This window comes from Rhizobium sp. NLR16a (assembly GCF_017948245.1).
In the GTDB taxonomy this organism is placed as follows: domain Bacteria; phylum Pseudomonadota; class Alphaproteobacteria; order Rhizobiales; family Rhizobiaceae; genus Rhizobium.
This window is the reverse complement of the sequence record NZ_CP072866.1, coordinates 126,991-147,764: the sequence shown is the minus strand read 5'-3', so window position 1 is coordinate 147,764 and position 20,774 is coordinate 126,991. Positions and strand designations below refer to the sequence as shown.

At 61.8% G+C, this 20,774-nt stretch carries 20 protein-coding genes; 13 read left to right on the top strand and 7 right to left on the bottom strand.

The annotated features are described in order from the left end of the window. Nucleotide 1: 1 nt before the first annotated feature. Nucleotides 2–1,519, top strand: a complete 1,518-nt coding sequence (locus J7U39_RS20415) for an AMP-binding protein (protein WP_210632073.1) — start codon at nt 2–4, stop codon at nt 1,517–1,519. Next, on the top strand, nt 1,497–2,696 hold the full coding sequence (locus J7U39_RS20410) for a thiolase family protein (protein ID WP_210632072.1): 1,200 nt from the start codon (nt 1,497–1,499) through the stop codon (nt 2,694–2,696). The genes J7U39_RS20415 and J7U39_RS20410 overlap by 23 nt, the downstream gene beginning before the upstream one ends. Before the next feature lie 59 nt (nt 2,697–2,755). Here J7U39_RS20410 and J7U39_RS20405 read toward each other — a convergent pair whose 3' ends face one another. Then, a complete protein-coding gene (locus tag J7U39_RS20405; protein WP_210632071.1) occupies nt 2,756–3,703 on the bottom strand; it encodes a LysR family transcriptional regulator in 948 nt (315 codons plus the stop codon). A 110-nt stretch (nt 3,704–3,813) separates the two neighbouring features. On the opposite strand from J7U39_RS20405, the gene J7U39_RS20400 reads away from it, so the two are divergent. The 3 genes from J7U39_RS20400 to J7U39_RS20390 all read left to right on the top strand — a co-directional run bounded on the left by J7U39_RS20400 (nt 3,814) and on the right by J7U39_RS20390 (nt 5,946). Further along, nucleotides 3,814–4,275: a cupin domain-containing protein gene (locus tag J7U39_RS20400; RefSeq protein WP_210632070.1), complete on the top strand. Its 462-nt coding sequence runs from the start codon at nt 3,814–3,816 to the stop codon at nt 4,273–4,275. Nucleotides 4,276–4,717: 442 nt separating this feature from the next. Further along, nucleotides 4,718–5,482 (top strand): SDR family oxidoreductase, encoded by a 765-nt coding sequence (locus J7U39_RS20395; protein WP_210632069.1) that lies wholly within the window; start codon nt 4,718–4,720, stop codon nt 5,480–5,482. A gap of 50 nt (nt 5,483–5,532) precedes the next feature. Then, the gene (locus J7U39_RS20390) at nt 5,533–5,946 is read left to right on the top strand and encodes a cupin domain-containing protein (protein WP_210632068.1); all 414 of its coding nucleotides are present in this window, start codon (nt 5,533–5,535) and stop codon (nt 5,944–5,946) included. Nucleotides 5,947–5,993: 47 nt separating this feature from the next. Here J7U39_RS20390 and J7U39_RS20385 read toward each other — a convergent pair whose 3' ends face one another. From J7U39_RS20385 to J7U39_RS31845, 3 genes are all read right to left on the bottom strand, one after another. Continuing rightward, nucleotides 5,994–7,277 (bottom strand): cystathionine gamma-synthase family protein, encoded by a 1,284-nt coding sequence (locus tag J7U39_RS20385; RefSeq protein ID WP_210632067.1) that lies wholly within the window; start codon nt 7,275–7,277, stop codon nt 5,994–5,996. A 133-nt stretch (nt 7,278–7,410) separates the two neighbouring features. Beyond that, on the bottom strand, nt 7,411–8,490 hold the full coding sequence (locus J7U39_RS20380; RefSeq protein WP_210632066.1) for a YihY/virulence factor BrkB family protein: 1,080 nt from the start codon (nt 8,488–8,490) through the stop codon (nt 7,411–7,413). A gap of 433 nt (nt 8,491–8,923) precedes the next feature. Then, nucleotides 8,924–9,508 (bottom strand): hypothetical protein, encoded by a 585-nt coding sequence (locus J7U39_RS31845; RefSeq protein WP_247241776.1) that lies wholly within the window; start codon nt 9,506–9,508, stop codon nt 8,924–8,926. Nucleotides 9,509–10,105: 597 nt separating this feature from the next. On the opposite strand from J7U39_RS31845, the gene J7U39_RS20370 reads away from it, so the two are divergent. From J7U39_RS20370 to J7U39_RS20360, 3 genes are all read left to right on the top strand, one after another. Beyond that, the gene (locus tag J7U39_RS20370) at nt 10,106–10,531 is read left to right on the top strand and encodes a hypothetical protein (protein WP_210632065.1); all 426 of its coding nucleotides are present in this window, start codon (nt 10,106–10,108) and stop codon (nt 10,529–10,531) included. A gap of 669 nt (nt 10,532–11,200) precedes the next feature. Then, nucleotides 11,201–11,632, top strand: a complete 432-nt coding sequence (locus J7U39_RS20365) for a GFA family protein (protein WP_210632064.1) — start codon at nt 11,201–11,203, stop codon at nt 11,630–11,632. Nucleotides 11,633–12,037: 405 nt separating this feature from the next. Next, nucleotides 12,038–12,652 carry an AAA family ATPase gene (locus J7U39_RS20360; RefSeq protein WP_210632063.1) on the top strand — a complete coding sequence of 205 codons (615 nt, stop codon included), beginning with the start codon at nt 12,038–12,040 and terminating at the stop codon, nt 12,650–12,652. A 37-nt stretch (nt 12,653–12,689) separates the two neighbouring features. Here J7U39_RS20360 and J7U39_RS20355 read toward each other — a convergent pair whose 3' ends face one another. After that, nucleotides 12,690–13,628, bottom strand: a complete 939-nt coding sequence (locus J7U39_RS20355; RefSeq protein WP_210632062.1) for a sugar kinase — start codon at nt 13,626–13,628, stop codon at nt 12,690–12,692. Further along, nucleotides 13,615–14,649 carry an SPFH domain-containing protein gene (locus tag J7U39_RS20350; protein WP_210632061.1) on the bottom strand — a complete coding sequence of 345 codons (1,035 nt, stop codon included), beginning with the start codon at nt 14,647–14,649 and terminating at the stop codon, nt 13,615–13,617. The genes J7U39_RS20355 and J7U39_RS20350 overlap by 14 nt, the downstream gene beginning before the upstream one ends. 128 nt (nt 14,650–14,777) lie before the next feature. Between J7U39_RS20350 and J7U39_RS20345 the strand changes: the two genes are divergently transcribed. From J7U39_RS20345 to J7U39_RS31835, 3 genes are all read left to right on the top strand, one after another. Then, nucleotides 14,778–15,473, top strand: coding sequence for an NUDIX domain-containing protein (locus tag J7U39_RS20345; protein ID WP_210632060.1), 696 nt, complete (start codon nt 14,778–14,780; stop codon nt 15,471–15,473). A 100-nt stretch (nt 15,474–15,573) separates the two neighbouring features. Beyond that, the gene (locus tag J7U39_RS31840; RefSeq protein WP_247241775.1) at nt 15,574–16,269 is read left to right on the top strand and encodes an MFS transporter; all 696 of its coding nucleotides are present in this window, start codon (nt 15,574–15,576) and stop codon (nt 16,267–16,269) included. Continuing rightward, nucleotides 16,226–16,768 carry an MFS transporter gene (locus J7U39_RS31835; protein ID WP_247241774.1) on the top strand — a complete coding sequence of 181 codons (543 nt, stop codon included), beginning with the start codon at nt 16,226–16,228 and terminating at the stop codon, nt 16,766–16,768. The genes J7U39_RS31840 and J7U39_RS31835 overlap by 44 nt, the downstream gene beginning before the upstream one ends. Nucleotides 16,769–16,931: 163 nt before the next feature. Here the strand turns inward: J7U39_RS31835 and J7U39_RS20335 are convergent, their stop codons facing one another. After that, complete coding sequence (locus tag J7U39_RS20335) at nt 16,932–17,828, bottom strand: universal stress protein (protein WP_210632059.1); 897 nt, start codon at nt 17,826–17,828, stop codon at nt 16,932–16,934. Between the two features lie 260 nt (nt 17,829–18,088). Here J7U39_RS20335 and J7U39_RS20330 point away from each other — a divergent pair, with 260 nt between their 5' ends. Both J7U39_RS20330 and J7U39_RS20325 read left to right on the top strand, forming a co-directional pair. Continuing rightward, on the top strand, nt 18,089–18,409 hold the full coding sequence (locus J7U39_RS20330) for a hypothetical protein (protein ID WP_210632058.1): 321 nt from the start codon (nt 18,089–18,091) through the stop codon (nt 18,407–18,409). Nucleotides 18,410–18,842: 433 nt separating this feature from the next. Next, nucleotides 18,843–20,696, top strand: a complete 1,854-nt coding sequence (locus tag J7U39_RS20325; RefSeq protein WP_210632057.1) for an ABC transporter ATP-binding protein — start codon at nt 18,843–18,845, stop codon at nt 20,694–20,696. The last annotated feature ends 78 nt before the right edge of the window (nt 20,697–20,774 follow it).

Here is a 20,774-nt window from a genome sequence, read left to right as displayed (position 1 = left end):
CATGCCGATCCATAGAGCGCTTCTTCGACACGCCACGGAGAAACCGGAGAAGGCGGCGGTCGTGATCGACGGCCGCGCCTTGAGCTATGGCGAACTCTATGGCCGCGCCGGCGCGATCTACCGGTTCATCCAAGCGCTTCCGCGCTCGAACGGCCGTTCATTCGATCTGCCCGGCGTCGAGAAGCTTGTAGCGGTCAGCCTCGGCAATCACATCGGCTTTGCCGAGTATTTCGCTGCCTCCACCGCGCTGGCGAATGCCTGCGCCGTCATCGATCCGATGATGCCGGAAGCCAGAATCGAGCGTATCGTCGAGCGCTTGGCGCCCGACGTGCTCGTCGTCGACGACGCTGCGAGCCCGAGCGCCGAGATCGGCCGCAGGCTCGCCATTCCCGTCATCGTCGCCGGAGCCGAACCCTTCGATCTCACATCGATGGGAGACGACCCTCCGGCCGATGCCGACGGCATCTTCCTGATCGGTTTTACCTCGGGTACGACAGCCGAGCCGAAGGCCTACTACCGCTCGCGCGAACAGTGGCGCCGGAGCCTCGACCGGGGACGGATCGTTTTCGAACTCCAGGACGCGCCCTCGACCCTGTGCCCGGGAGCGCTCGCGCACGGGCTCGCGCTTTATGCCCTGGTCGAGGCGCTCGATGCCGGAGCGACCTTCCATTCGGTGGGGAAATGGGATGCCGGCGCGGTCGCGCAGATTCTGTCTTCCGGGATCGAACGTCTGGTCGCCGTGCCCACCCATATAGCGGGCATCGCCCGGGCATGGGCGGGTGAGCCGATGGCGTCCTTGCGTGACGTACTGACGGCCGGCGCCAAGCTCAATCTCAACGAGGTCGAATCCATGCGCCGCCTCTTTCCGAAGGCGCGCATCCGGGAATATTACGGCGCCTCCGAAATCGGTTTCATAACGGTCTCGACACTTGCCGGCGGCGTACCCGATTTTCCGATCGACCGGGTCGGACGAGCCTATCCCGGCGTCGAAATTTCCATCCGCGACTCTGGGGAAAACGATGTCGGCGCCGATGTGCCCGGCACCATCTTCGTCAACAGCGACCTGATCGCCGACGGCTATCTCTGGGGCGACGACGGCCAGGCGTTCCGGGTCACGCCGGCGGGTGCTACCGTCGGCGATCTCGGCGAGATCGATGAAAACGGCATGCTGCGGGTGATCGGCCGGGCGGGCGGCATGATGATATCGGGCGGCAACAACGTCTATCCCGCCGAAGTCGAGAGCGCGCTCAAAACCTGCCCCGGCGTCGAAGATGCCGTCGTCTTCGGGTTGCCGGATGCCTATTACGGCCAAAGGATCGTCGCCATCGTCTCGGGCGAGGCGACGGATGCGAAAATGCTTGCCGAGCATTGCGCAGGCAGGCTTGCAAGGTTCAAGGTCCCCAAGCAGTTCTACCATATCGGCTCTTGGCCGATGACGAGCAGCGGCAAGATCGCGCGCGGGCAGGTAGAGGCATCGGTGATTTCGGGAGATGGTCTTGTCCTACGCCTATCAGCCTGACGAGGATTGGCAGCCGGTCGTGGTCGCCGCCTACCGCACGCCGATCGGCCGGGCCTTCGGCTCGCTTTCGACGGTTGCAGCCGAAGACTTGGCTGCGCCCATCATCCGCCGCATCCTTGCAGAAACGGGCGTTGCGCCCGACGCCATCGACGACGTGCTGGTCGGCAATGCCACCGGCGGCGGCGGCAATATCGGCCGACTGGCGGCGCTCAACGCAGGCCTGCCCATGGAGGTTCCCGGTGTCGCCATCGACCGGCAATGTGGTTCCGGTCTGGAAGCGATCATCCTGGCCGCCCGGCTGATCCAGGCGAAGGCCGGTTCGTGTTTCCTTGCCGGGGGCGTCGAAAGCGTCAGCACCGCGCCATGGCGCGTCGAACGACCGAAAGCCAATGGCGCCCTGCCGCGCTTTTACGGCCGCGCACGCTTCTCCCCCGAGGCGATCGGTGATCCCGAAATGGGCATTGCCGCCGAAAACGTCGCGCGCCAATTCGGCATATCGCGCCAGCGGCAGGATGAATTCGCCCTTCGCAGCCACAGGCTCGCCGTCGCAGCCGCCGAAGCGGGCCGCTTCCGGCCCGAGATCGTAGAGATCGCCACCGGCCACGGACTGGTGGAACGGGACGAATGCCCGCGACCCACGACGTCGATTGAAGCACTGGCAAAACTCCGGCCCGTCTTCCTGGCCGACGGTTCGGTGACGGCAGGCAATGCCTGCCCGCTGAATGACGGCGCCTGCCTGGTGCTCGTCATGAACCGCGGCATGGCGAAAAGCATGGGCATCGAAAAAGGCCTCGCCTTCATCGACAGCGCCGCCGCCGGCGTCGACCCTAACCTGCTCGGCATCGGCCCGGTCGCCTCGACGGATAAGCTTCTGCAGCGCCAGCCCGGCTTCTCGCTTTCCACGATCGATGCGATCGAATTCAACGAGGCTTTCGCCGCGCAGGTCCTGGCTTCACTCGATCAGCTGGATATATCAGCCGACGCGGTCAACAAGGATGGCGGCGCCCTGGCGCTCGGCCATCCGTTCGGAGCCTCTGGCGCGATTCTTGTTAGCCGGCTATATAGTCAGCTGGTGCGCGGGAATGACTGGTCGCTCGGCGCGACCGGTCTCGCCATGATCGGCATCGGCGGCGGCATAGGACTGACGGCGCTGTTCGAGGCGGTCAGGCTATTCTGAGAAGACAGCCATTCAGGCAGGTGCGCTGCCGGCTTCGATCCTCTTCTGATCTGGCTCGGTCATATCGGAAACCAAGGCGGCGCCGGCGCGGCGAGGGCCTGCGCGATCTGATCCCGGAGCCACACACTGCCGGGATCGCGATCGAAACGACGAAGCCAATACATGGTCACGTCCATTTTCGGCGAATCCACCGGAGGCATGAACACATCAAGCATCAGCCGGCCGGTCAACATGCGAGCGAAATGAACCGGAATGCTCCCCAGCATTTCGCTCGCTTCGACGGCAAGAGCGACCGCCTGGAAATGCGGTACCGTGACCATGACACGCCTAGCAAGGCCCAGGCGTGCAAGGGCGGGATCAATCGTCCCCGTCTTGCTGCCATCGGCGGAACGCAGAACGTGGGGAACAGCGCAGAATACGTCCGCCGGTATGACTTCTCCTGGACAAATGCCATGATTGGCAAGGAGCGGATGTCCTCGCTTCGCAATGCATACCAACCATGATTGGAACATCTTGCGGCTGACAACCCATTCAGGCGGTTCGAGCGATCGATCAATAACAATGTCAGCTCGGCCGTCACGCAACATCTCGAAGACTTCGGATGAAGCATGATCGATCATCTGCAGGGTGGTGGACGGCGCCGCTTTGGCGACGCGCGCAGCGAGGGGCGGCATCAACAGCGAGGAAAAATAGTCCGATCCGATCAACATGAAGGATCGGGTAGACGTGGCAGGGTCGAATGCAGCATTCGTCGCCAACGCCTCTTCCATGCCGGCCAATGCTTGTCTTATCGGTTCACGCAGCTCAAGCGCCCGCGCTGTCGGCATCATCTGATTGCCTTCCCGGACGAACAATTCGTCGTCCAAGAGGGCGCGCAGTCTGCCCAACGCCGAACTCACGGCCGGCTGGGACAAGCCGACACGCTCGCCAGCTCGCACCGTCGAGAGCTCCGCCATCATGGCGTCGAATACACGCAATAGATTGAGATCGAGGGCTGAGAAATTCACGGGCTCAATATCCCTTATACGATCATTCAATTTCCGCGCTGCCGCTTCCGGCGATAGTTTTGGACAGCAGTATAAAACTCTATTCCATTCAACCTTGGAAGGAAATTGCGATGAACGTCGCTGGGCGCATCAGTCGGACCATAACCTGGCTGGGCACCGCCTACACCATCAATGTGGGAAGGATTGAGAGCGGCGGAATTGTCGGAGTTTTCGAAAGCACCGTGCCGGCGGGCGGGGGGCCGCCCGTCCACATCCATCACAATGAGGATGAGGTGATCCACGTCATCGAGGGCGCCTATGAATTCTGGCTGAACGGCGCGATCATCCCGGTTGCCGCGAGCAGATCAATCTTCCTGCCACGAGGCGTGCCGCATACTTTTCGGGTGGCGAGCGCGTCTCCGGGACGCAACCTCACCGTCCTGACACCGGGCGGGCTGGAAGAATTCTTCATCGAGGCCGCTGTGCAGGCTCCGCGCCTACCGGAACACATGGATCGGTTGCTGCAGCTTGCGGGACGCTACGGTATCGAATTTCGCGGGCCGCCGGATTGGGACACCGCCCGGGCGTCCTGACGACGGCGCCCTTCATCAACGATTGCAAAGTGCCTCTCCGACCCCTGGTACGAACCCAGCGCTTGAGCGCCTTCGTCTCCGTCGCGACGGAATCGAAGGCGGCTTGCGCGATCGTGATGACATTCCTCAGTTTCGGTTATCTGCACCGACGGCACGTCCGGCCGATACCGGATGAAACCAGCCTTGTCTGTTCCGACGGGACACCTCGACCACAGGTGAGGTGCGCTACTGCCTTGGCATAGGACGGCAGCGACCGAGAGAGAATGGTTCGAGCCCCCGATCCGGCGCATTCTCCTGCCGTCGGCTGTGGTCGGCCGCGCCGGGAATCCGCTCGGCGATTGTTCTCATGCCGATCAAGTCGCCTGCCCTACTGAAGAGGCAGTTTGCAGCTCATCTTAAAATCAACAGAGGACATTCCTCGTAAAGGACCAGGGAGATTACCATGAAAATCGTCGTTATCGGCGGCACTGGCCTCATCGGCTCGAAGACCGTGGAAAGATTGCGCAAGAAAGGACATGACGTTTTGGCGGCCTCGCCGAATTCGGGCGTCGACACGATCACCGGCAAGGGCGTCGCCGAAGCGCTTGCCGGGGCGCAGGTGGTGCTCGATCTCGCCAACTCGCCTTCCTTCGAAGACAAGGCCGTGCTCGAATTCTTCCAGACCTCGGGCCGTAACCTGCTGAAGGCGGGGGCTGCGGCCGGCGTGAAGCATCACATCGCGCTGTCGATCGTCGGCATGGAGCGGCTGCAGGGCAGCGGTTACATGCGCGCCAAGATGGCCCAGGAGCAGCTGATCAAGGGCTCCGGCATTCCCTACACCATCGTCCACTCCACCCAGTTTCATGAGTTCATGGCCGGCATCGCCCAGTCGAACACGGTCGGCCAGACCGTGCATCTGTCGCCGGCCTATCTGCAGCCGATCGCCTCGGACGATGTCGCCGACGTCATGGCGGAGGTGGCGCTCGCTGCACCGGTCAACGGCACGATCGAGATCGGCGGGCCCGAGAAGATCCGCCTGACCGATATCGTGACGCGTCTCTTCAAGGCGACGCACGATCCGCGGCAGGTGATGACGGATCCGCACGCCCGCTATTTCGGCGTCGAACTCGACGACACTTCGCTCGTCACCGGTCCGAATGCCCGGCTCGGCAAGATCCGCTTCGACGACTGGCTGAGCCAACAGTTGCTTCAGAAGAAGAGCGCCTGACGGCGAAGCGTCACCTGTCGAGCTATTCCCATCATCGGAGGAGACCAGACATGCTCAGGAAAATCATCTCGGCCGCGGCCATTGCGCTTGTCCTTGCCGCCGGCACTCAGGCTGACGCCGCTGGCGGCAAAGCCAAGGTGACCGTCGTCTTTGAGCAGAAGCTGCCCAATGTTCCCGGCAAGAGCATGAAGGCCGTGCTGGTGGAATATGAGCCAGGGGGCCAGTCGCCCGGCCATACGCACCCGAAGTCGGCCTTCATATACGCCACCGTTCTCGAAGGGGCGATCACCAGCAAGGTGAATGACGGGCCGGAGAAGACCTACAAGGCCGGCGAGAGCTTTCCCGAATTTCCCGGCGATCACCACGCCGTCAGCAAGAACGCCAGCAAGACAAAGCCGGCGCGCCTGCTTGCGGTGTTCGTGCTCAACACCGACGAGACGGAACTGACGACCGACGACAAATAACGCGCAACCGATGCCCGGCGCCGCCGGGCATCGGTTGCGCCGCCGTGTCAAACAGCCTGCAGCGCCAATTCCAGATCGGCGATCAGATCGTCCGGATGCTCGATGCCGATCGACAGCCGGATTGTCGAATCCAGCACGCCGATGCGCTCCCTGACATCGGCGGGCACGCCGGAATGCGTCATGGCGGCGGGGTGGCTCGCGAGCGACTCGGTGCCGCCGAGGCTGACGGCGAGCTTGAAGACCTGCAGCGCGTTCAGGAATTTGAAAGAGGCCGGCTGGCCGCCGCGGATATCGAAGGAGAAGGTCGAGCCGGCGCCGGTGCACTGGGCGGCGAAGGTGCGGCCCGCAGGCGAGTCTGTATCGTGGTAGGGGAGATAGTGGACCTTCTCGACCTTCGGGTGATCACGCAGGAAATCGGCGACGGCGCGCGCATTGCTGTTCGCCCGCTCCATGCGCAGTTGCAGCGTTTCCAGCGATCGGCCGAGCATCCAGCAGGAATGCGGATCGAGCTGCGTGCCGATCGCCCCGCGCAGCGCCTTGACCTGCTTGATGACAGCCTTCCGCCCGAGGACGGCGCCGGCAATCAGATCAGAATGGCCGCCGACATATTTGGTCAGCGAATAGAGAGAGATATCGGCGCCATGCTCGATCGGCCGCTGGAAGACCGGCCCGAGCAGCGTGTTGTCGCAGACGACGACCGGCACATGCCCCTGCCTTGCGCCGATCGCATCAGCCACGCGCCGGATCATCGCGACGTCGACGAGGCTGTTTGTCGGATTGGCCGGCGTCTCGATCAGGATCACGGACACGCGACCCTTGCCGACCGCCTCATCCGCCGCCTTCTGCACCGAGGCCTCGCTGACGCCATCGGCAAAGCCAACCGCGGCGACCCCGAAATTGAGGAAGGTCTTCGCCAGCAAGGTTTCCGTGCCGCCATAGAGCGGCTGCGAATGCAGGATCGCATCGCCCGGCCGGACGAAGGCGAAGAGCGTGGTGGCGATCGCCGCCATGCCCGAGGAAAATAGCGCGCCGCTTTCCGTCCGCTCATAAACGGCGAGCCTGTCTTCGACGATCTCGCTGTTGGGATGATTGAAGCGCGAATAGACGAGGCCGGCGCCCTTGCCTGCCGGCGGCTCGCGACGGCCGGAGACATAGTCGAAGAAATCCCTGCCATCTTCGGCGGAGTTGAAGACGAAGGTCGAGGTCAGGAACACCGGCGGCTTGACTGCCCCTTCCGAAAGCTCGGGATCGTAGCCGTAGTTCAGCATCTGCGTTTCGGGATGCAGCGCATGATTGCCGATATGGGTTTTGGAAGGATGCGGGGCGGTCATGATCGTCTCCTCTGTCGAACCTGCCGAAGGACAGGATACATCAATTCGAGGAGCAGTCATCGAGACTGCTCTATTAACAGGGGAGCATGATGTCCGAAAAACCGCTCACGCTTTTCGCCTCATGCTCAGACGCTCAGCTCACGATCTCGCCCAGGGTATCGGCGACATAGGCGCCGCGCGCGCCCATCGGCAACGGGTGGCCCGTCGTCGTGTCCCGCGCCGTCTGATGCTCCAGCTCGGCATTGAGCTCCGCGCCGACGATGAGAATGACGACGGAAAGCCAGATCCAGATGAGGAACCCGATCAGTGCGCCGAGGGTGCCGTAGGTCGCGTTGTAATTGGCGAAATGCTCGAGATAGAAGGAGAAGCCGAGCGACATGGCGGCCCAGGCCGCGGCGGTCAAGGCTGCGCCCCAGGTCATCCACCGTATTCTCGCCGGTTCGCGGCTCGGACCGAAGCGATAGACCAGTGTCACGGCCACGGCGACGACGGAGAGAAGCAGCGGCCATCTCAGGAGAAGCGCCATCTGCTCCTTGAACTGATCGAGCCAGAGATAGGAGAGCACGACCGGCATTACACCGACGAGCACCACCATGATGACGGCGAAGAGCATCGCGCATAGCGTGAAGCAGAGGCCGATCAGGTTCAGCCGCACGAGGCTGCGTTTCTCCCTCTCCTCATAGGCGACGTTCATCGCGTCGAAGATCGCCAGCGTGCCACTATGGGTGCTCCAGAGCGCAATACCGAGACCGACGAAAAAGGTTATGCCGAGCGTGCTCTCGCGGTTTTCGACCAGCGCCTTGATCTGATCGGCAAGCAGATCGAAGGCGCCGGGCGGCAGGAGGACAGCCAGTTCGCGCAGATGTTCGGAGATGGTGACGGGATCGGCGATCAGGCCGTACAGCGAGACCAAGGCCGCCAGAGCAGGAAACAGGGCCAGGAGCAGATAGAAGGTGACGCCCGCGGCAATGAGGGTGACCCGGTCGTCAAGGACCTCATGGAAGAGGCGCCAGAACACATCGCGAAGACCGCTCATCGGAATAGCCTCCGGCGTCGCCGCGCTGCGCCCATGATCATCACCCGACCAGCCGGCGGCCGCAGGCGGGGTGAGCGAACCGCGCTGCCTTGTCTGAACCAGCACGAACGCCCCGACCGCAGCCACCATCATCGCCGCAGCGAGCGGATATCTCTTGAGGTGGAGCCCATCAGCCATTACCCTATCCTCCGATTTGCTTCGGGGATAACGCCGGGTGCCGCTAAAGGATGCAAGCTGATGCTTTCCTGCGGAAACCCGGGGCGGGGGAGGGGGATCGCGGCGGCCAATGGCGCGCTTGAGCGAAGATCCGGCGCCAGCCTCGCGACCTACAAGCCACTGATCTTATTGGAACCGCGCTCCACTACGGAAGCGAATCGCGAGTTTAGTTTCGTTAGTGCGGTACGGATGATTTCGCGCGCGCCCAGTAGCGGCGATTTTAAGACCTTGGGACGGCGAATTGACACGCCGCAGACCTGAATTCCGCCTGCCACCGTTTAAATCCGGCGCCTGCCAGGCAGCTGCGACCGGCAATCCGCAGCGTAGAGACGCTGCACGACAATGCCCCATAAACAATAGCGCCAGCGGCAACCGGCAGCAATAGCCGCGACCTTTATCCCGGGAAAAGATTGGCTTCACAGTGCTTGCTTTGGACGCCAGTCATTGAAGCATCCGACAATTTCCCCGGCGACCCCTTGGCCGCCTCCAATGCGTATCGCCCGGAAATGTGCAGCCGTTCCGAGATAACGACATGAGGGAAGCAAGGCGCCAAGGCCGCCAACGACGTCTCTGCCGCCCAACGGACGGTCGGCGGCTTGGTGATCGATGCGCGAGCTACCCCGCATTGGCCGCCGTCGGCCTCCTGCGCGCTGGACAACATGTCCGGTTTTGCTGTCGTACCGGTCATCGGGAAATTCGATATTCCAGACGAGACGACGCAACCGCTCCGGGGCGATGTTTCGATACCAAGCTCCTCCAAACGAAGCAGAAGCAGCAGATGAACGCTCTCGACGACCAGCCCGGCATAGGCGACGAGCTGATACAGCGCCGGATGCATGGCGGCATAGGATTTGAACCCGAACGATGCGGCGATCGCCTCATCGAGGTGCGACGACTTGATGTGAGGATACTGGCCCCGCAGAGCCTTCTTCAGAGCGGCGATATTCGCAGGCGAGAACCTGATGGATGGGTTCAGCATATGACGATCCAATGTCCCTGGCCGAGCCTGCCGATTACGCTTCGACCTTGGTGAACATGGTCGTCGAGAAACTCCACTCGCCCTTCAACCCGGCAGCAGGTTCGGATGGGCTTCCAGGCTGAGACCTTAACCTGCGGACGCTTCTTGCTCAGGATATGGGATCGACAGTGAGGCAAGTCGCCCGCGCCAACTGCCCATTGCCTCACCAATTGGGATAGTCGCCCAGTCGGCCGTTGCCCGCGGACAACGGAGCGATCGCTTCGAGATCAGCTGGATCGTGCCGGGTCATGCCGATGGCGAGCAAAGGCTCTGTTTCAGATAAAGGACACACTTGCCATCAAGCCGGCATTCCGGCAGTTTCGCTGCATGGATCTTGCTGCCCTCGTCTCTCGCATACGCGCTCAATTTCGCAACTTCACTCAAAAACACCTGGCGAACTGTGTTCAGGGAGTAACCGAGATAAAGTTGCAGCTGAGCGAGGAGAGCAAGCCATGTCCTTTGACGCCGTCAGAGCCACATTCGGCAATTCGTCTTTCCTGATCGAGCACTTGATGGGGGACGGTGTCTTGATCCGGCATAACCTTGAACAACTGCCGTATGACCATCTCTCCAGATGGTTTCGATTGTGATTGCGGGGATGAACGGCATGCCCCGGCCGCGGACGTATCCGCCGCGATCCATTCGATGCTGCTTCAGCCAGACTGCACCAACATCGATTTCGGCACCGCTCCTCCCAACGCCTTTTGGGAGATCCTGCAATTCTCGAAGCCGCCGGAGCGACGCAAATTGAGATTAGCAACTCGCGAGCCGAAGCGGATAGGCTCGTCTAATCGGCTGATGATCCCAGGCCACATGGCGAGCCTCGTTCGTGCGGTGCTATTGAATCTAGGCAGGCACCTCGGCACGTTGTCCGCGGACAACGCCGTGCCCAAGCCCGACACGGCGCCGTGCCTGCAACATCATCTGCACGATATTGACTCAGCCCTTGGCTTGAATTCGCCGCATTGCGGCACTACCTCGTGACGAGCCGAAGCGCTGCCCCTCCTAGCTGCTTCGGCCCGATAGACAGCACTCCTCCTCCCATGCTGTCGGTCACTATCGAAGCCCGGCGCCCTCTCTCCCGCGCCGGGCTTCTTTCACTTTGACACCGAACACTCGCCGCGTCCTTTGAGGCCCTCGGGCGCGTTTTTCCAACCCCTCTCGTCGGCTGCGGCGCTCGCCAACGGACATTCCAGCCATGCCGATACCTCCAAGCCGCGACATCCTCCACCGCCTTTGTACGTTGCCGTTGCTGTATAGTGGGGTCGTGCGACGGGGTGCGCATTTCGGGATGAGAGTGGATGGGCATGCCGTGGGGCACCCCTCTGGCCTGCCGGCCATCTCCCCAAATGGTGGAGATCGGCTGGGCGTGACGGCTTCCCCAAACAACTAAAGTAGTGTGATTGTCGCTGCCGCCTGAGAGGGAGCGACGTTCAGACCACCTGCCAATCTCCACCCTTGTGGGGGAGGTGGCCGGCAGGACAGAGGGGGTGCCACACGGCACGCCGCCCCCAAGAGAGCCTCATCCTTGTCGTTACCCGGCGCAAGGTGCACCCATGCTCTTCAGACGCATCTCGAGTGCCGGTGCGATATCTTCCAACTCTTCTCACCAGAAACACCGAACGAGATCAACAGGAACAACCGAGGTGACAGATGAATAGACTTGCGCAATGCCATTGCGGGTCACTCCGCGCAAAGACATCAGGCGATCCGCTCATGGTGAGCGTCTGCCACTGTCGCGATTGCCAGCGCAGAACCGGCGCCGTGGCGAGCAGCGGTGCGATCTTCACGAAGACAGAGGTAACGGTCGAAGGAGAGCGGAAGGTCTTCGAGCGTGACGCCGCGCAGGGGCGCAAGGTTCGATTTCATTTCTGCCCGAACTGCGGCACGTCTCTCTACTGGGAAGGCGATTTCAACCCGGAACTCTGCGTCGTCGCCGTCGGTGCCTTCGCAGACCCGGCATTTCCGCCGCCCCTGGTTTCCGTCTACGAGGAATCGAGACATGATTGGTTTCAACTGCCGGATGGGATGAAGCATGCGCAACGCGGACTGGCTTCGCTAGCGGCCGCGGCCGGTAACGAATAGTCCGGCAGGTGAACAAATCAACCCGGAGACGCGGTCGAGGCGCTTCCAGGACAGAGCGGAAGAAGCACCCACGCGCAGTCGCGTCAGCTATGGGCGCCACGCTAGCTGATGGCGAAAGGAACAATTCAAGCATCATCTTCGCACTTGTAACGGGCAATCCAGCATCGCTCATTATCGACACCCACGACAAGTGACGGAAGCGAATGGCGATATTGTTTCCGCAACAGAATCCATCCAAACGAAAACAATACCTTATTTCTATCGACAAGGCACTGTGGCCGCCAACAGCGCCTCGACGCTTTCGGCATCAGGGGCGCAAATGTTGCGCCGATGGTTCGTAAAACCGCGCGGGCTGACTATTGTCCCACTATGCCGGGCTCGAGAGTTAGTGGAGCTAACGTCGCTATGAGCGTATTCATTCTCCTCTTGGGCTTTCCTGGCGTCGGAAAGCTGACGATTGCGAGAGAGTTAAGCCCGCTGCTGGATGCGAAGGTCATTGATAATCATTGGTTCAACAACCCGATACTGCGGCTGCTCGATGACGATGGAGCGACGCCCCTCCCGAATGGAATATGGGAATATACCGGAAGGGTCCGGCAAGTCGTCCTGGATGCGATCGTCGCCTATGGCCCTCCCACGGCGAATTTCATTTTCACACATGCCGGCATAGAAGGTGATGAGCGTAGCAATCGCACCTTTCAGCAGATTGCCGGCGCGGCGCAACAACGCGAAGCGCTGCTGGTGCCTGTGAGATTGCTCTGCGACGAGGAAGAGTTGGCGCGGCGCGTTGCCACACCGGCGCGTCGCGAGCGGTTGAAGTCGATTGACGTGCAGGTTGCCAGAGAGAGAAGCAGACGAGCCCAGGTCCTCGACCCTCAGCACCCGTTCACGCTGACTTTGGATGTCACCTCAAAGACGGCGGAAGCGAGCGCAGCGGCCATTCACAATCATGTCTTGAGTATCGCGCAGACGACGGGTTGGAACCCAGCCTCCGACAAAATATCTGCATATGCCAGATAGCTCGCCCCCCGGATCGTTCGGAGCGCAAGCCCGTCCCTCATACCACCAGCATCCCCTGTCGCTCGGCCAGCGTCACCTCCGCCCGCGTTCCGGCGTTGAACTCCAGAAAATCCGCCTCGATGCCGTCGCTGAAAATCACGCCGTGTTCCGGCATCTCGGAGACGATGGTGAGCAGCTGGTCCTTAGAGACGAGACCGGCGACGATGGTGGTGCCGGTGGTGCGGCTCGGGAAGGGTTCGCGCACGAAGTAGCGCAGATAGTCCGCATCCCAAGCGAAGGACATGTCGATCTCTCGGTCGGCGGGTTCGAGGCCGAGTGCGCTCGCGGCTCCGAGCCAGCCGGAATAGAGGCTCTTCAGCCAGCCGGTCGAGCCCATGCCGGTCGAGACAATGATGCCGCTCGAGGACTGGCGTTCTTCGCGCTCTTCGGCCTGCAGGATATAGCGCGCCGAGACATGGCTTTTCGGGCCGATGAAGAGGTCGTTGACCGCGTGGACGACGGCGCCGGTGTTGAGCGTAGCCTTGGCCATGCTGACATGTTTGATCGGCCGCTTGTCTTTCAGCGCCTCGCCGATCACTTTCGGAAGGCTCTTCGGGTTGAAGGGCAGCAGCAGACCGTCCCAGCGCTTGGGATCGGGGTTGACGCCGAGGACCGGCTGGCCGTCGAGATATTTGAGCGTGTTGGCGACGAGGCCGTCCTGGCCGAGCACGACGACGACATCGTCGGGGCCGAAGACGAAGCTCGCGAGGTAGCGGCGGTCGAGACGCTGGACGCGGGCGACGGCGCGCAGGCTTGCTTCCACCTCTGATATAGCAGTTTCGTAGCGCTTCTTCTCGGCGAGATAGTCGCTGAAGTCGGCGCCGAGATGTTCGACATAGAACTGCGCCTGCTGCACCGTGTTGTAGCGGGCGATGAGTTCGTCGAGCCGGGTCGGCCTGACGACCAGGATGATCTTGCGTTCGTCAGAGGCCGGCACGGTCCTTGCCCTCCTGCGGCTGCAAGATCTCCCTGAGAAGATCGGGCGAGACATTCAGCTGGCCGATCTTCGTGGCATTGTCGGCAAGGTCGCGGAAGGCGAGCGCCATGAGCTGGCCCGGCTGCATGCGGACCGAGGCGAGCGCCTGCAGCACTTTCGGATCAGCTTGCTCGAAGGATTTCATCATCGCCGTCAGCGCATAGGCCTGGGCGTCGGCCTCGGCCCGCGCATTGGTCGCGGCCAGCGTCACCAGGTCGCGGTTCTGCTCTTCGAGCGCGATCTTGCCGGCCATTTCTTCCCGGCGGATCTGCAGCTGCCGCTCCTGCACGGCGCGTTCGGCCTCCATCTGGGCCTCGCGCACTTGGCGCCTCTTGTTCTCCAGGGTGATCTCGGTGGCGATCTCGTTTTCCTTGATCGTCCGCTCCTGCTCGATCGCGGCGTTGCGCCTGCTATAGATGGCTTCGTCGGCCTGGCGCAGCAGCGCTTCGCGGGCATGCGCTTCCAGCGCCTTGGCGGTTTCAGGCTTCGGCATGACGGCGAGCAGCGACAGGCCGAGGATTTCGAGGCCGAGCGCTTCGACCGTCGGATGCACCTTGAGCGCATCCGCCACGCCGGCGACGAGCGCCTCGCCCGAAGCAAGAACCTCCTTCAGCGACAGCGTCTGAACCTCGGCTCGCATCGCCACCTGGACGCGGTCGATCACGCGGGTCGAAAGCTTCTGCGGATCTTCCGAAACATAGTGGCCCTTGCGGTCGAGCGTGAAATTCAAAAGTGCCGCCGTACGCCGCGGCTCGGCAATACGGTAGGTGATCTGGCCCTGCACCGTCACTTCCTGGAAGTCCGATGTCACCAGGGGAAAAATGAAAGGATCGTTGACGCTCGCCGTCGGCACCAGCACGAGGGAACTCGAAGGCGAAAAATGCCAGAAGGCAAGGCCGGCACCCTCGCGCACGGCTTTGCCGTTCTGATATTGAATGACGTATTGTGTGGGTTCCGTCTTGATGAAGCGCAGTCCGAACATGTCCGTTTCCCTGTTACCGGCGCGAGCCCCGCGCTCGTGTCGAAAAGGAGAAAACACGGCTTAGTGATAAATGTCAACTAACTTAGTTGAAGATTTACACTAAGGCGTAGGCGTGCTATCTTCCCACCATGACCACACACGACAACGACGCCTTCAAACCGATCGCGACCGTCGATCTCGCGATCTTTTCGCTGTCGTCGGAAGGGCTCGCCGTGCTTCTCGTCCGGCGGGCGGCCGCGCCCTTTTCCGGCGAATGGGCGTTGCCCGGCGGCTGGATCCATATTGACGAGGATGCGGATCTGGAGGCTGCGGCGCGGCGGGTGCTGAAGGAAAAGACCGGCGTCGAAACACCCTATCTCGAACAGCTGCAAACGACTGGCAGCGCCGGCAGGGACCCGAGAGGCTGGAGCATCAGCATCGTCTATATCGCGCTGCTTTCGGCCGATGATGTCGCGGAACGGCGGAACGCCATGGCCGAGGAGGCAGAATGGCGGCCGGTCGAGGGCGAGGGCGTCGGTTTTCCCATTGCTTTCGACCACGCGTCCCTGCTCAAGGAGGCGCTCGGCCGTATCCGGAGCAAGGTCGAATATACAAACCTGCCCGGCCATCTGCTGCCGGCCCATTTCACATTGAGCGAACTGCAATCGGTCTATGAGAGCCTTCTCGGCCGCAAGCTCGACAAATCGGCTTTTCGAAAGCGCATGGCGGAAGCCGATTTCCTGGAGCCGGTCGAAGGCGAGATGCGCCGGGCAAGCAATCGGCCCGCCCAGGTGTTCCGCTTGAAGGACATCCGGTCGCTGGTGCTCTTCGACCGCAGAATTTGATCTCTGCATCCTGAGGGATCAGGCGTTGAGACGCTGCTGCGTCTGCCGGTCGAAGAGGCGAGCAACGTCCGCGTAATAGATGCGGTAGAAGGAGTCGCATATGAGAGGGCTCGATAGTGGCGGTTCGTCCGCCCTCCGCTTCGTGCTGATCATGGGAGTCGTCAATCTTTTCGGCGACCTCACCTATGAAGGTGGCGCGGCGATCAACGGCCAGTTCCTTGCAATGCTGGGGGCGAGTGCCGCTGCGATCAGCGTCATTGCCGGCATAGGGGAATTCCTTGGATATGCGCTGCGGCCCGTCGCCGGCTGGATCGCCGACCGGAGCCGCGCCTATTGGGCGATTACCTTTGCCGGCTACGCGATCAATCTCTGCGCCGTGCCCGCAATGTTACTGGCGGGGAGTTGGGAGCTTGCGGGGGCCCTGATCATTGCCGAACGGGCTGGCCGTGCCGTGCGCAAGCCGACGGTCGAGACAATGATCTCCTATACCACCGGCGAACTCGGGCGAGGCTGGGCCTTCGGCCTCAATACCGCCCTCGACGAGGCGGGGGCGACGCTGGGGCCATTGATTGCCGCTCTCATTTTGTTCCTGCGTGGCGACTATCGAACCGCCTACGCCCTGCTAACCATTTCTGTTGTGCTTGCAATCATGGCACTCATCGCTGCGCGGCTGACGTTCCCCGTTCCCGAGCGATTGGAGCAGGGCCGCACCGCCACGGCGAAAACGCTAGGCCTGCCTTTACTGGCTCTACATGGGCGCCGGCGCGCTCTTTGCCGCCGGGTTGCTCAGTTATGAGCTCGGAGCATACCATCTGGAGCGCACTCGGACCGTCCCATCTGAATGGATCCCGGTGTTGCTTGCCTTCTCCACCGGATCAGGGGTGGCGGCCAACCTGATCCTCGGCAGGCTCTACGACTGGTCGGATAAGGTGGCGCTCACTGTGGGGATCGTGCTGTCTGCTTGCTTCGCGCCGCTTCTACTCCAGGGCGGCTTCGCGATGGCTGTCATCGCAATGCCATTGTGGGGCATCGGTTACGCGGTGCAGGACACGCTGATGAAGGCAATCATCGCCGGGCTGCTCCCGGAAGGGCGTCGGGGTCTGGGGTTCGGCATGTTCTATTCGGCCTATGGTGGAGGTTGGCTGCTGGGCAGCGTCGCAACGGGATTGCTCTATGATCGCTCGACGCCTGCGCTTGCCGCGTTCGTCGCAACGGCGCAGCTTGCATCCCTTCCGATCTTTTTCCTGGCTCGAAGGGAAGCGCGTCGGGAGACGCAGTCAAACCGGTCGGAATAGCCCCATGCGAGATTCTGAACCTGCGCAGCTTCGCGACCGTCGCTAAGCATAAGCACTTCGCGGCCCTGAATCATCGGGGCACAGAGCAGAGGGGGAGTGTTCGCTGCGGTTCCTTGGAAAGGCACGCGCGAAAATCGACGGCGGGAACGAAAATCGCACCTCTCTAATGCTTCATCATCAAGGGAAGTCTCGCGTGCGACAGCAGGTAGCGAGTGACGCGGCCGAGAAGCAGTTCGAGGAAATAGCTATGCTTGAAAGCGCCGATCAGCAGGCAGGTTGCGCCAACGGAACCCGCGAAATCTAGAATGGCCTCGGCAACCGGACGACCCTCCGAGCGGATCGCGACGATGTCGCCTTTCAAGCCGAGCTGCGCAATCAGTTCCCTGGCGGTAAACTGATAGCTGCCGTCGGGCTTGTCGTTGACGCACAAAACGGTGACGTGCTCCGCCACCGCCAGCCAGCGCCTTGCGGCAACGACGGCCGCTCGTGCATGATCGTGCGGTTTCCAACCGATCACGACACGCTGGAGGAGATGGCCGGAATAGCAGCCTGCAGGCGGCACGAGCACGAGCTTGCGTTCGTTGAAAAGCAGGTCGTGGAATGCATCGCGGGCATCCATGTTGCCGTGGTACGGCGTGACCACCAGTGCACTCTCGTGGCATTCGGATGTGACGCAGCGACCGAGATCACCGCGACAATCATCAAGCAGCAGGTCGCTTCGGCCCGGATTGACTTTCTTCCAGCTCTCGAAGACGCTTATCACCCGCTCAAGGCGTTGTTGTGGCGAACCCTCGTCCATGTCGCGCAGCATCTGCAAGTCGATTTCTTCGGGTGCGGCGATCATCCGTTCCGGATCTGCACCGACATGGGCGGCCGCCATGCTGCCATTGATGGCTCGAGCGGCGTCTTCCGCGATATCGAGGCAGATGCGAGCACTCGCCGGGTCGGGCAGCAAGGCGATGACATCCGCGTGGGCGGTCAACTCGTGGACCCGCAGGGCCGAGATCACCGCGGGTGGCAACGTTTTTGCGTCGCGACCGTTTGAAGGTGACGTATTCATCAGGACCTCCGTGCGCGATGATCACTCATCGCTCCTGGTCCAATCCTAAAATCATAATACGCCCGCGCCTGGTGGCCCGCAACACGCCAAAGGCTTGAACAGATCGGAGGGCTAATGCCGGCGATGAAAAGCCATCATGGCGGGTGTTGATGGAGCGTCGGGGGGTGTGGCGCAATTTGTCATCAGCAGCTGCGGAACAATGATGTCCTGGCGAGGTTGTGGATGGGCCAATCACGCAACATCCCAAGGAGGATATCAGGATGCGTATGAAACTCGTAGCAGCCTCGCTTCTCGCACTCGGCATGGCCACATCAGCCTTCGCCCAGTCCAATCCGGCTCCGGCCGGGGCCACGATCGACAAGAACCAGGCCGATCAGGGCGGTGGCGCGAGCGGCGACATGAAAGCCAAGAAGCCGATGTCCACTGATACCACCACGACCGGCTCAACGACCAGCGGCACGATGAAAATGGACAAGACCAAGTGCCCGAACCCGGTCAACAACTCCGCCAATCTCCAGACGCAGGGCGGCACGAGCAACGCCACTCCGATGGACGAAGCTTGCGCGGCGCATAACAACTGACCGGCCTGCCACGCACCAAGAACCCCGCTTCGGCGGGGTTCGGCATTCAAGAGAGCCTCATACTGAGGTGTCCCGAGGGGCCTCGACAGACGAGGCGGGTGCGCCGACTTCAGATGAATGCAAGGAGCAGCGTTGGAAGGCGTCCTTCGAGGCTCCTTCCCCTCCGGCCTGCGCGCGTCACGATCGGGAAGCCGGAGGGCGCCCGCGCCATCCAGGCAGAGACGCCGCATCCGAGAAGGGCGTTGAGAATGATATAAGAAGCTAACCTATTTCCGCGCGATCCGCGCACCCTCCAGCCCTATTTTTCGTTAGCCTCCCGCCCGCAAACAATCACTAAAATTCTAGTTGAGATTGCAGCCGCAAGGTGATCCTATCCTCCGGCTGCGTAGCATTGAGTCCCTCGCCCTTATTTCAACATTCGACCGAGCGGCCCATGTCGATTTCAGATGCGATCTATCGTCCCTTCGAAACCCTGATCCGGCCGCTCGACATTCCCTACCGACCGCTGCCGTCGAAGGGGCCGGTCACCGTGCTCCTGCATTTCATCTCGATGTTCCGCGGTGTGCTGATTGCGCTGGCGCTTTGCTCCATGGTGTTCGAGGTGATCAACCTGACGATCGTCTGGGGGCTCTCGGTCATCGTTGACGGCGTGACTGAGCAGGGCGCTGCCGTCTTCCTGCGCAGCGAATGGCTGCTACTGACCGTTCTCGGTTTTCTGATCTTTCCGGTGATGCCGATCGTGTCTTTCGTGCTCAATACGCTGAACTCGCATACATTGGGCATCGCCATGCCGGCCGCCATCCAGTGGCAGGGTCATAAGGCCGTGGAGCGGCAGGATCTTGCCTTCTTCCATGATCTCTATGCCGGCCAGGTTTCCTCGCGGCTGCAGCAGGTCTCCTCTGCCGTCCAACAGCAGATCCTCGCCGGCTTCCAATCCATTCCGCGCTTCCTGATGCAGCTGGTGGGCTCAGTGATTTTGCTGAGCGCGCTCGCCTGGCAGCTTGCTTTGCCCGTCGTCGTGTGGATCACGCTCAACGTCGCCTTCGCCGCGAGGATCGTGCCGATCTTCGTCGAGCGCTCGCGCCGCACCGCCAAGCAGCGCAGCCTGGTCGCCGGCGCCATCACTGATCTCTACACCAACATGCAGATGATCAAGCAGTTTGCAGCCGAAGACAGCGAGGCGGGCGCAATCCGCCGCATCATCGGAAAGGCCGTGCAGACGCAGCACGCCGAGCAGCGCATCTACCGCTCGTCGGAAGTGACCGTCGTCATCCTCAATACGCTCTTGTGGCTGACCATGCTGGCGATCGGATTTTCCGGTCTCGTCAAAGGCTTTCTCACGGTCGGCGAGTTCGTCGGCGCGGTCTATATCCTCAACCGGCTGTCCTCGCAGATCTTCGTCTTCATGCAGATGGGCCAGCAGATCTTCCAGGCGATCGGCACGATCAAGGACGCCATGCCCGTCATGACGACGCCGCCCGCCATCACCGACCGGACGGATGCGGCCGATCTCACGGTGCAGCAGGGGGAGATCCGTTTCGAGAAAGTGCGTTTCGCCTATAAGTCCGGCAAACCCGTGATCGACAACCTCTCGCTAACGGTCCGGCCCGGCGAGAAGGTCGGTCTGGTCGGCCTCTCCGGCGCCGGCAAGACGACGCTCGCAAACCTGCTCCTGCGCTTTTACGACATCAAGGGCGGCGCGATCCTGATCGACGGGCAGGATATCCGCGCGGTGACGCAGGCAAGCCTTCGCCGCGCGATCGGCGTCATCGCCCAGGATGTTGCGCTGCTGCACCGTTCCGTCGGCGACAATATCCGCTACGGTCGGCCGGGGGCGACGCAGGAAGAGATCGAAAGGGTGACGGAGATGGCAAGCGCCGATGCCTTCATCGCCGATCTCACAGACAGCGAAGGTCGCAAGGGTTATGACGCCTACGTCGGCGATCGCGGCATCAAATTGTCCGGCGGCCAGCGCCAACGCGTCGCCATCGCTCGCGTGCTGTTGAAGGACGCGCCGATCCTGGTTCTCGACGAGGCGACGTCGGCGCTCGACAGCGAATCCGAAGCTGCCATCCAGGAAAGGCTGAACCTCGTCATGGAGGGAAAGACGGTGATCGCCATCGCCCACCGCCTCTCGACGATCGCCAGGATGCACCGCATCGTCGTCCTTGATCACGGACGCATCGTCGAAGAAGGCCGGCCGGAAGAGCTGGTCGAACGGGACGGGTTGTTCGCCCGGCTGTGGAAACGCCAGACCGGCGGCTTCATCCCTGAGGAGATCGATTGAGAGGGGCAGGGAGTTGTCATCGCTTGACTCATCGGAAAGGGATTGGTACCGATATGGGTAATCGATAACCCAAAGAGG

Excerpts from the sequence above, each read along its gene's own strand:
- J7U39_RS20415 (WP_210632073.1), top strand. The coding sequence starts at position 2 with ATGCCGATCCATAGAGCGCTTCTTCGACACGCCACGGAGAAACCGGAG.
- J7U39_RS20400 (WP_210632070.1), top strand. The coding sequence starts at position 3,814 with ATGAACGTCGCTGGGCGCATCAGTCGGACCATAACCTGGCTGGGCACC.
- J7U39_RS20395 (WP_210632069.1), top strand. The coding sequence starts at position 4,718 with ATGAAAATCGTCGTTATCGGCGGCACTGGCCTCATCGGCTCGAAGACC.
- J7U39_RS20390 (WP_210632068.1), top strand. The coding sequence starts at position 5,533 with ATGCTCAGGAAAATCATCTCGGCCGCGGCCATTGCGCTTGTCCTTGCC.
- J7U39_RS20385 (WP_210632067.1), bottom strand. The coding sequence starts at position 7,277 with ATGACCGCCCCGCATCCTTCCAAAACCCATATCGGCAATCATGCGCTG.
- J7U39_RS20380 (WP_210632066.1), bottom strand. The coding sequence starts at position 8,490 with ATGGCTGATGGGCTCCACCTCAAGAGATATCCGCTCGCTGCGGCGATG.
- J7U39_RS31845 (WP_247241776.1), bottom strand. The coding sequence starts at position 9,508 with ATGCTGAACCCATCCATCAGGTTCTCGCCTGCGAATATCGCCGCTCTG.
- J7U39_RS20370 (WP_210632065.1), top strand. The coding sequence starts at position 10,106 with ATGACCATCTCTCCAGATGGTTTCGATTGTGATTGCGGGGATGAACGG.
- J7U39_RS20365 (WP_210632064.1), top strand. The coding sequence starts at position 11,201 with ATGAATAGACTTGCGCAATGCCATTGCGGGTCACTCCGCGCAAAGACA.
- J7U39_RS20360 (WP_210632063.1), top strand. The coding sequence starts at position 12,038 with ATGAGCGTATTCATTCTCCTCTTGGGCTTTCCTGGCGTCGGAAAGCTG.
- J7U39_RS20350 (WP_210632061.1), bottom strand. The coding sequence starts at position 14,649 with ATGTTCGGACTGCGCTTCATCAAGACGGAACCCACACAATACGTCATT.
- J7U39_RS20345 (WP_210632060.1), top strand. The coding sequence starts at position 14,778 with ATGACCACACACGACAACGACGCCTTCAAACCGATCGCGACCGTCGAT.
- J7U39_RS31840 (WP_247241775.1), top strand. The coding sequence starts at position 15,574 with ATGAGAGGGCTCGATAGTGGCGGTTCGTCCGCCCTCCGCTTCGTGCTG.
- J7U39_RS31835 (WP_247241774.1), top strand. The coding sequence starts at position 16,226 with ATGGGCGCCGGCGCGCTCTTTGCCGCCGGGTTGCTCAGTTATGAGCTC.
- J7U39_RS20335 (WP_210632059.1), bottom strand. The coding sequence starts at position 17,828 with ATGAATACGTCACCTTCAAACGGTCGCGACGCAAAAACGTTGCCACCC.
- J7U39_RS20330 (WP_210632058.1), top strand. The coding sequence starts at position 18,089 with ATGCGTATGAAACTCGTAGCAGCCTCGCTTCTCGCACTCGGCATGGCC.
- J7U39_RS20325 (WP_210632057.1), top strand. The coding sequence starts at position 18,843 with ATGTCGATTTCAGATGCGATCTATCGTCCCTTCGAAACCCTGATCCGG.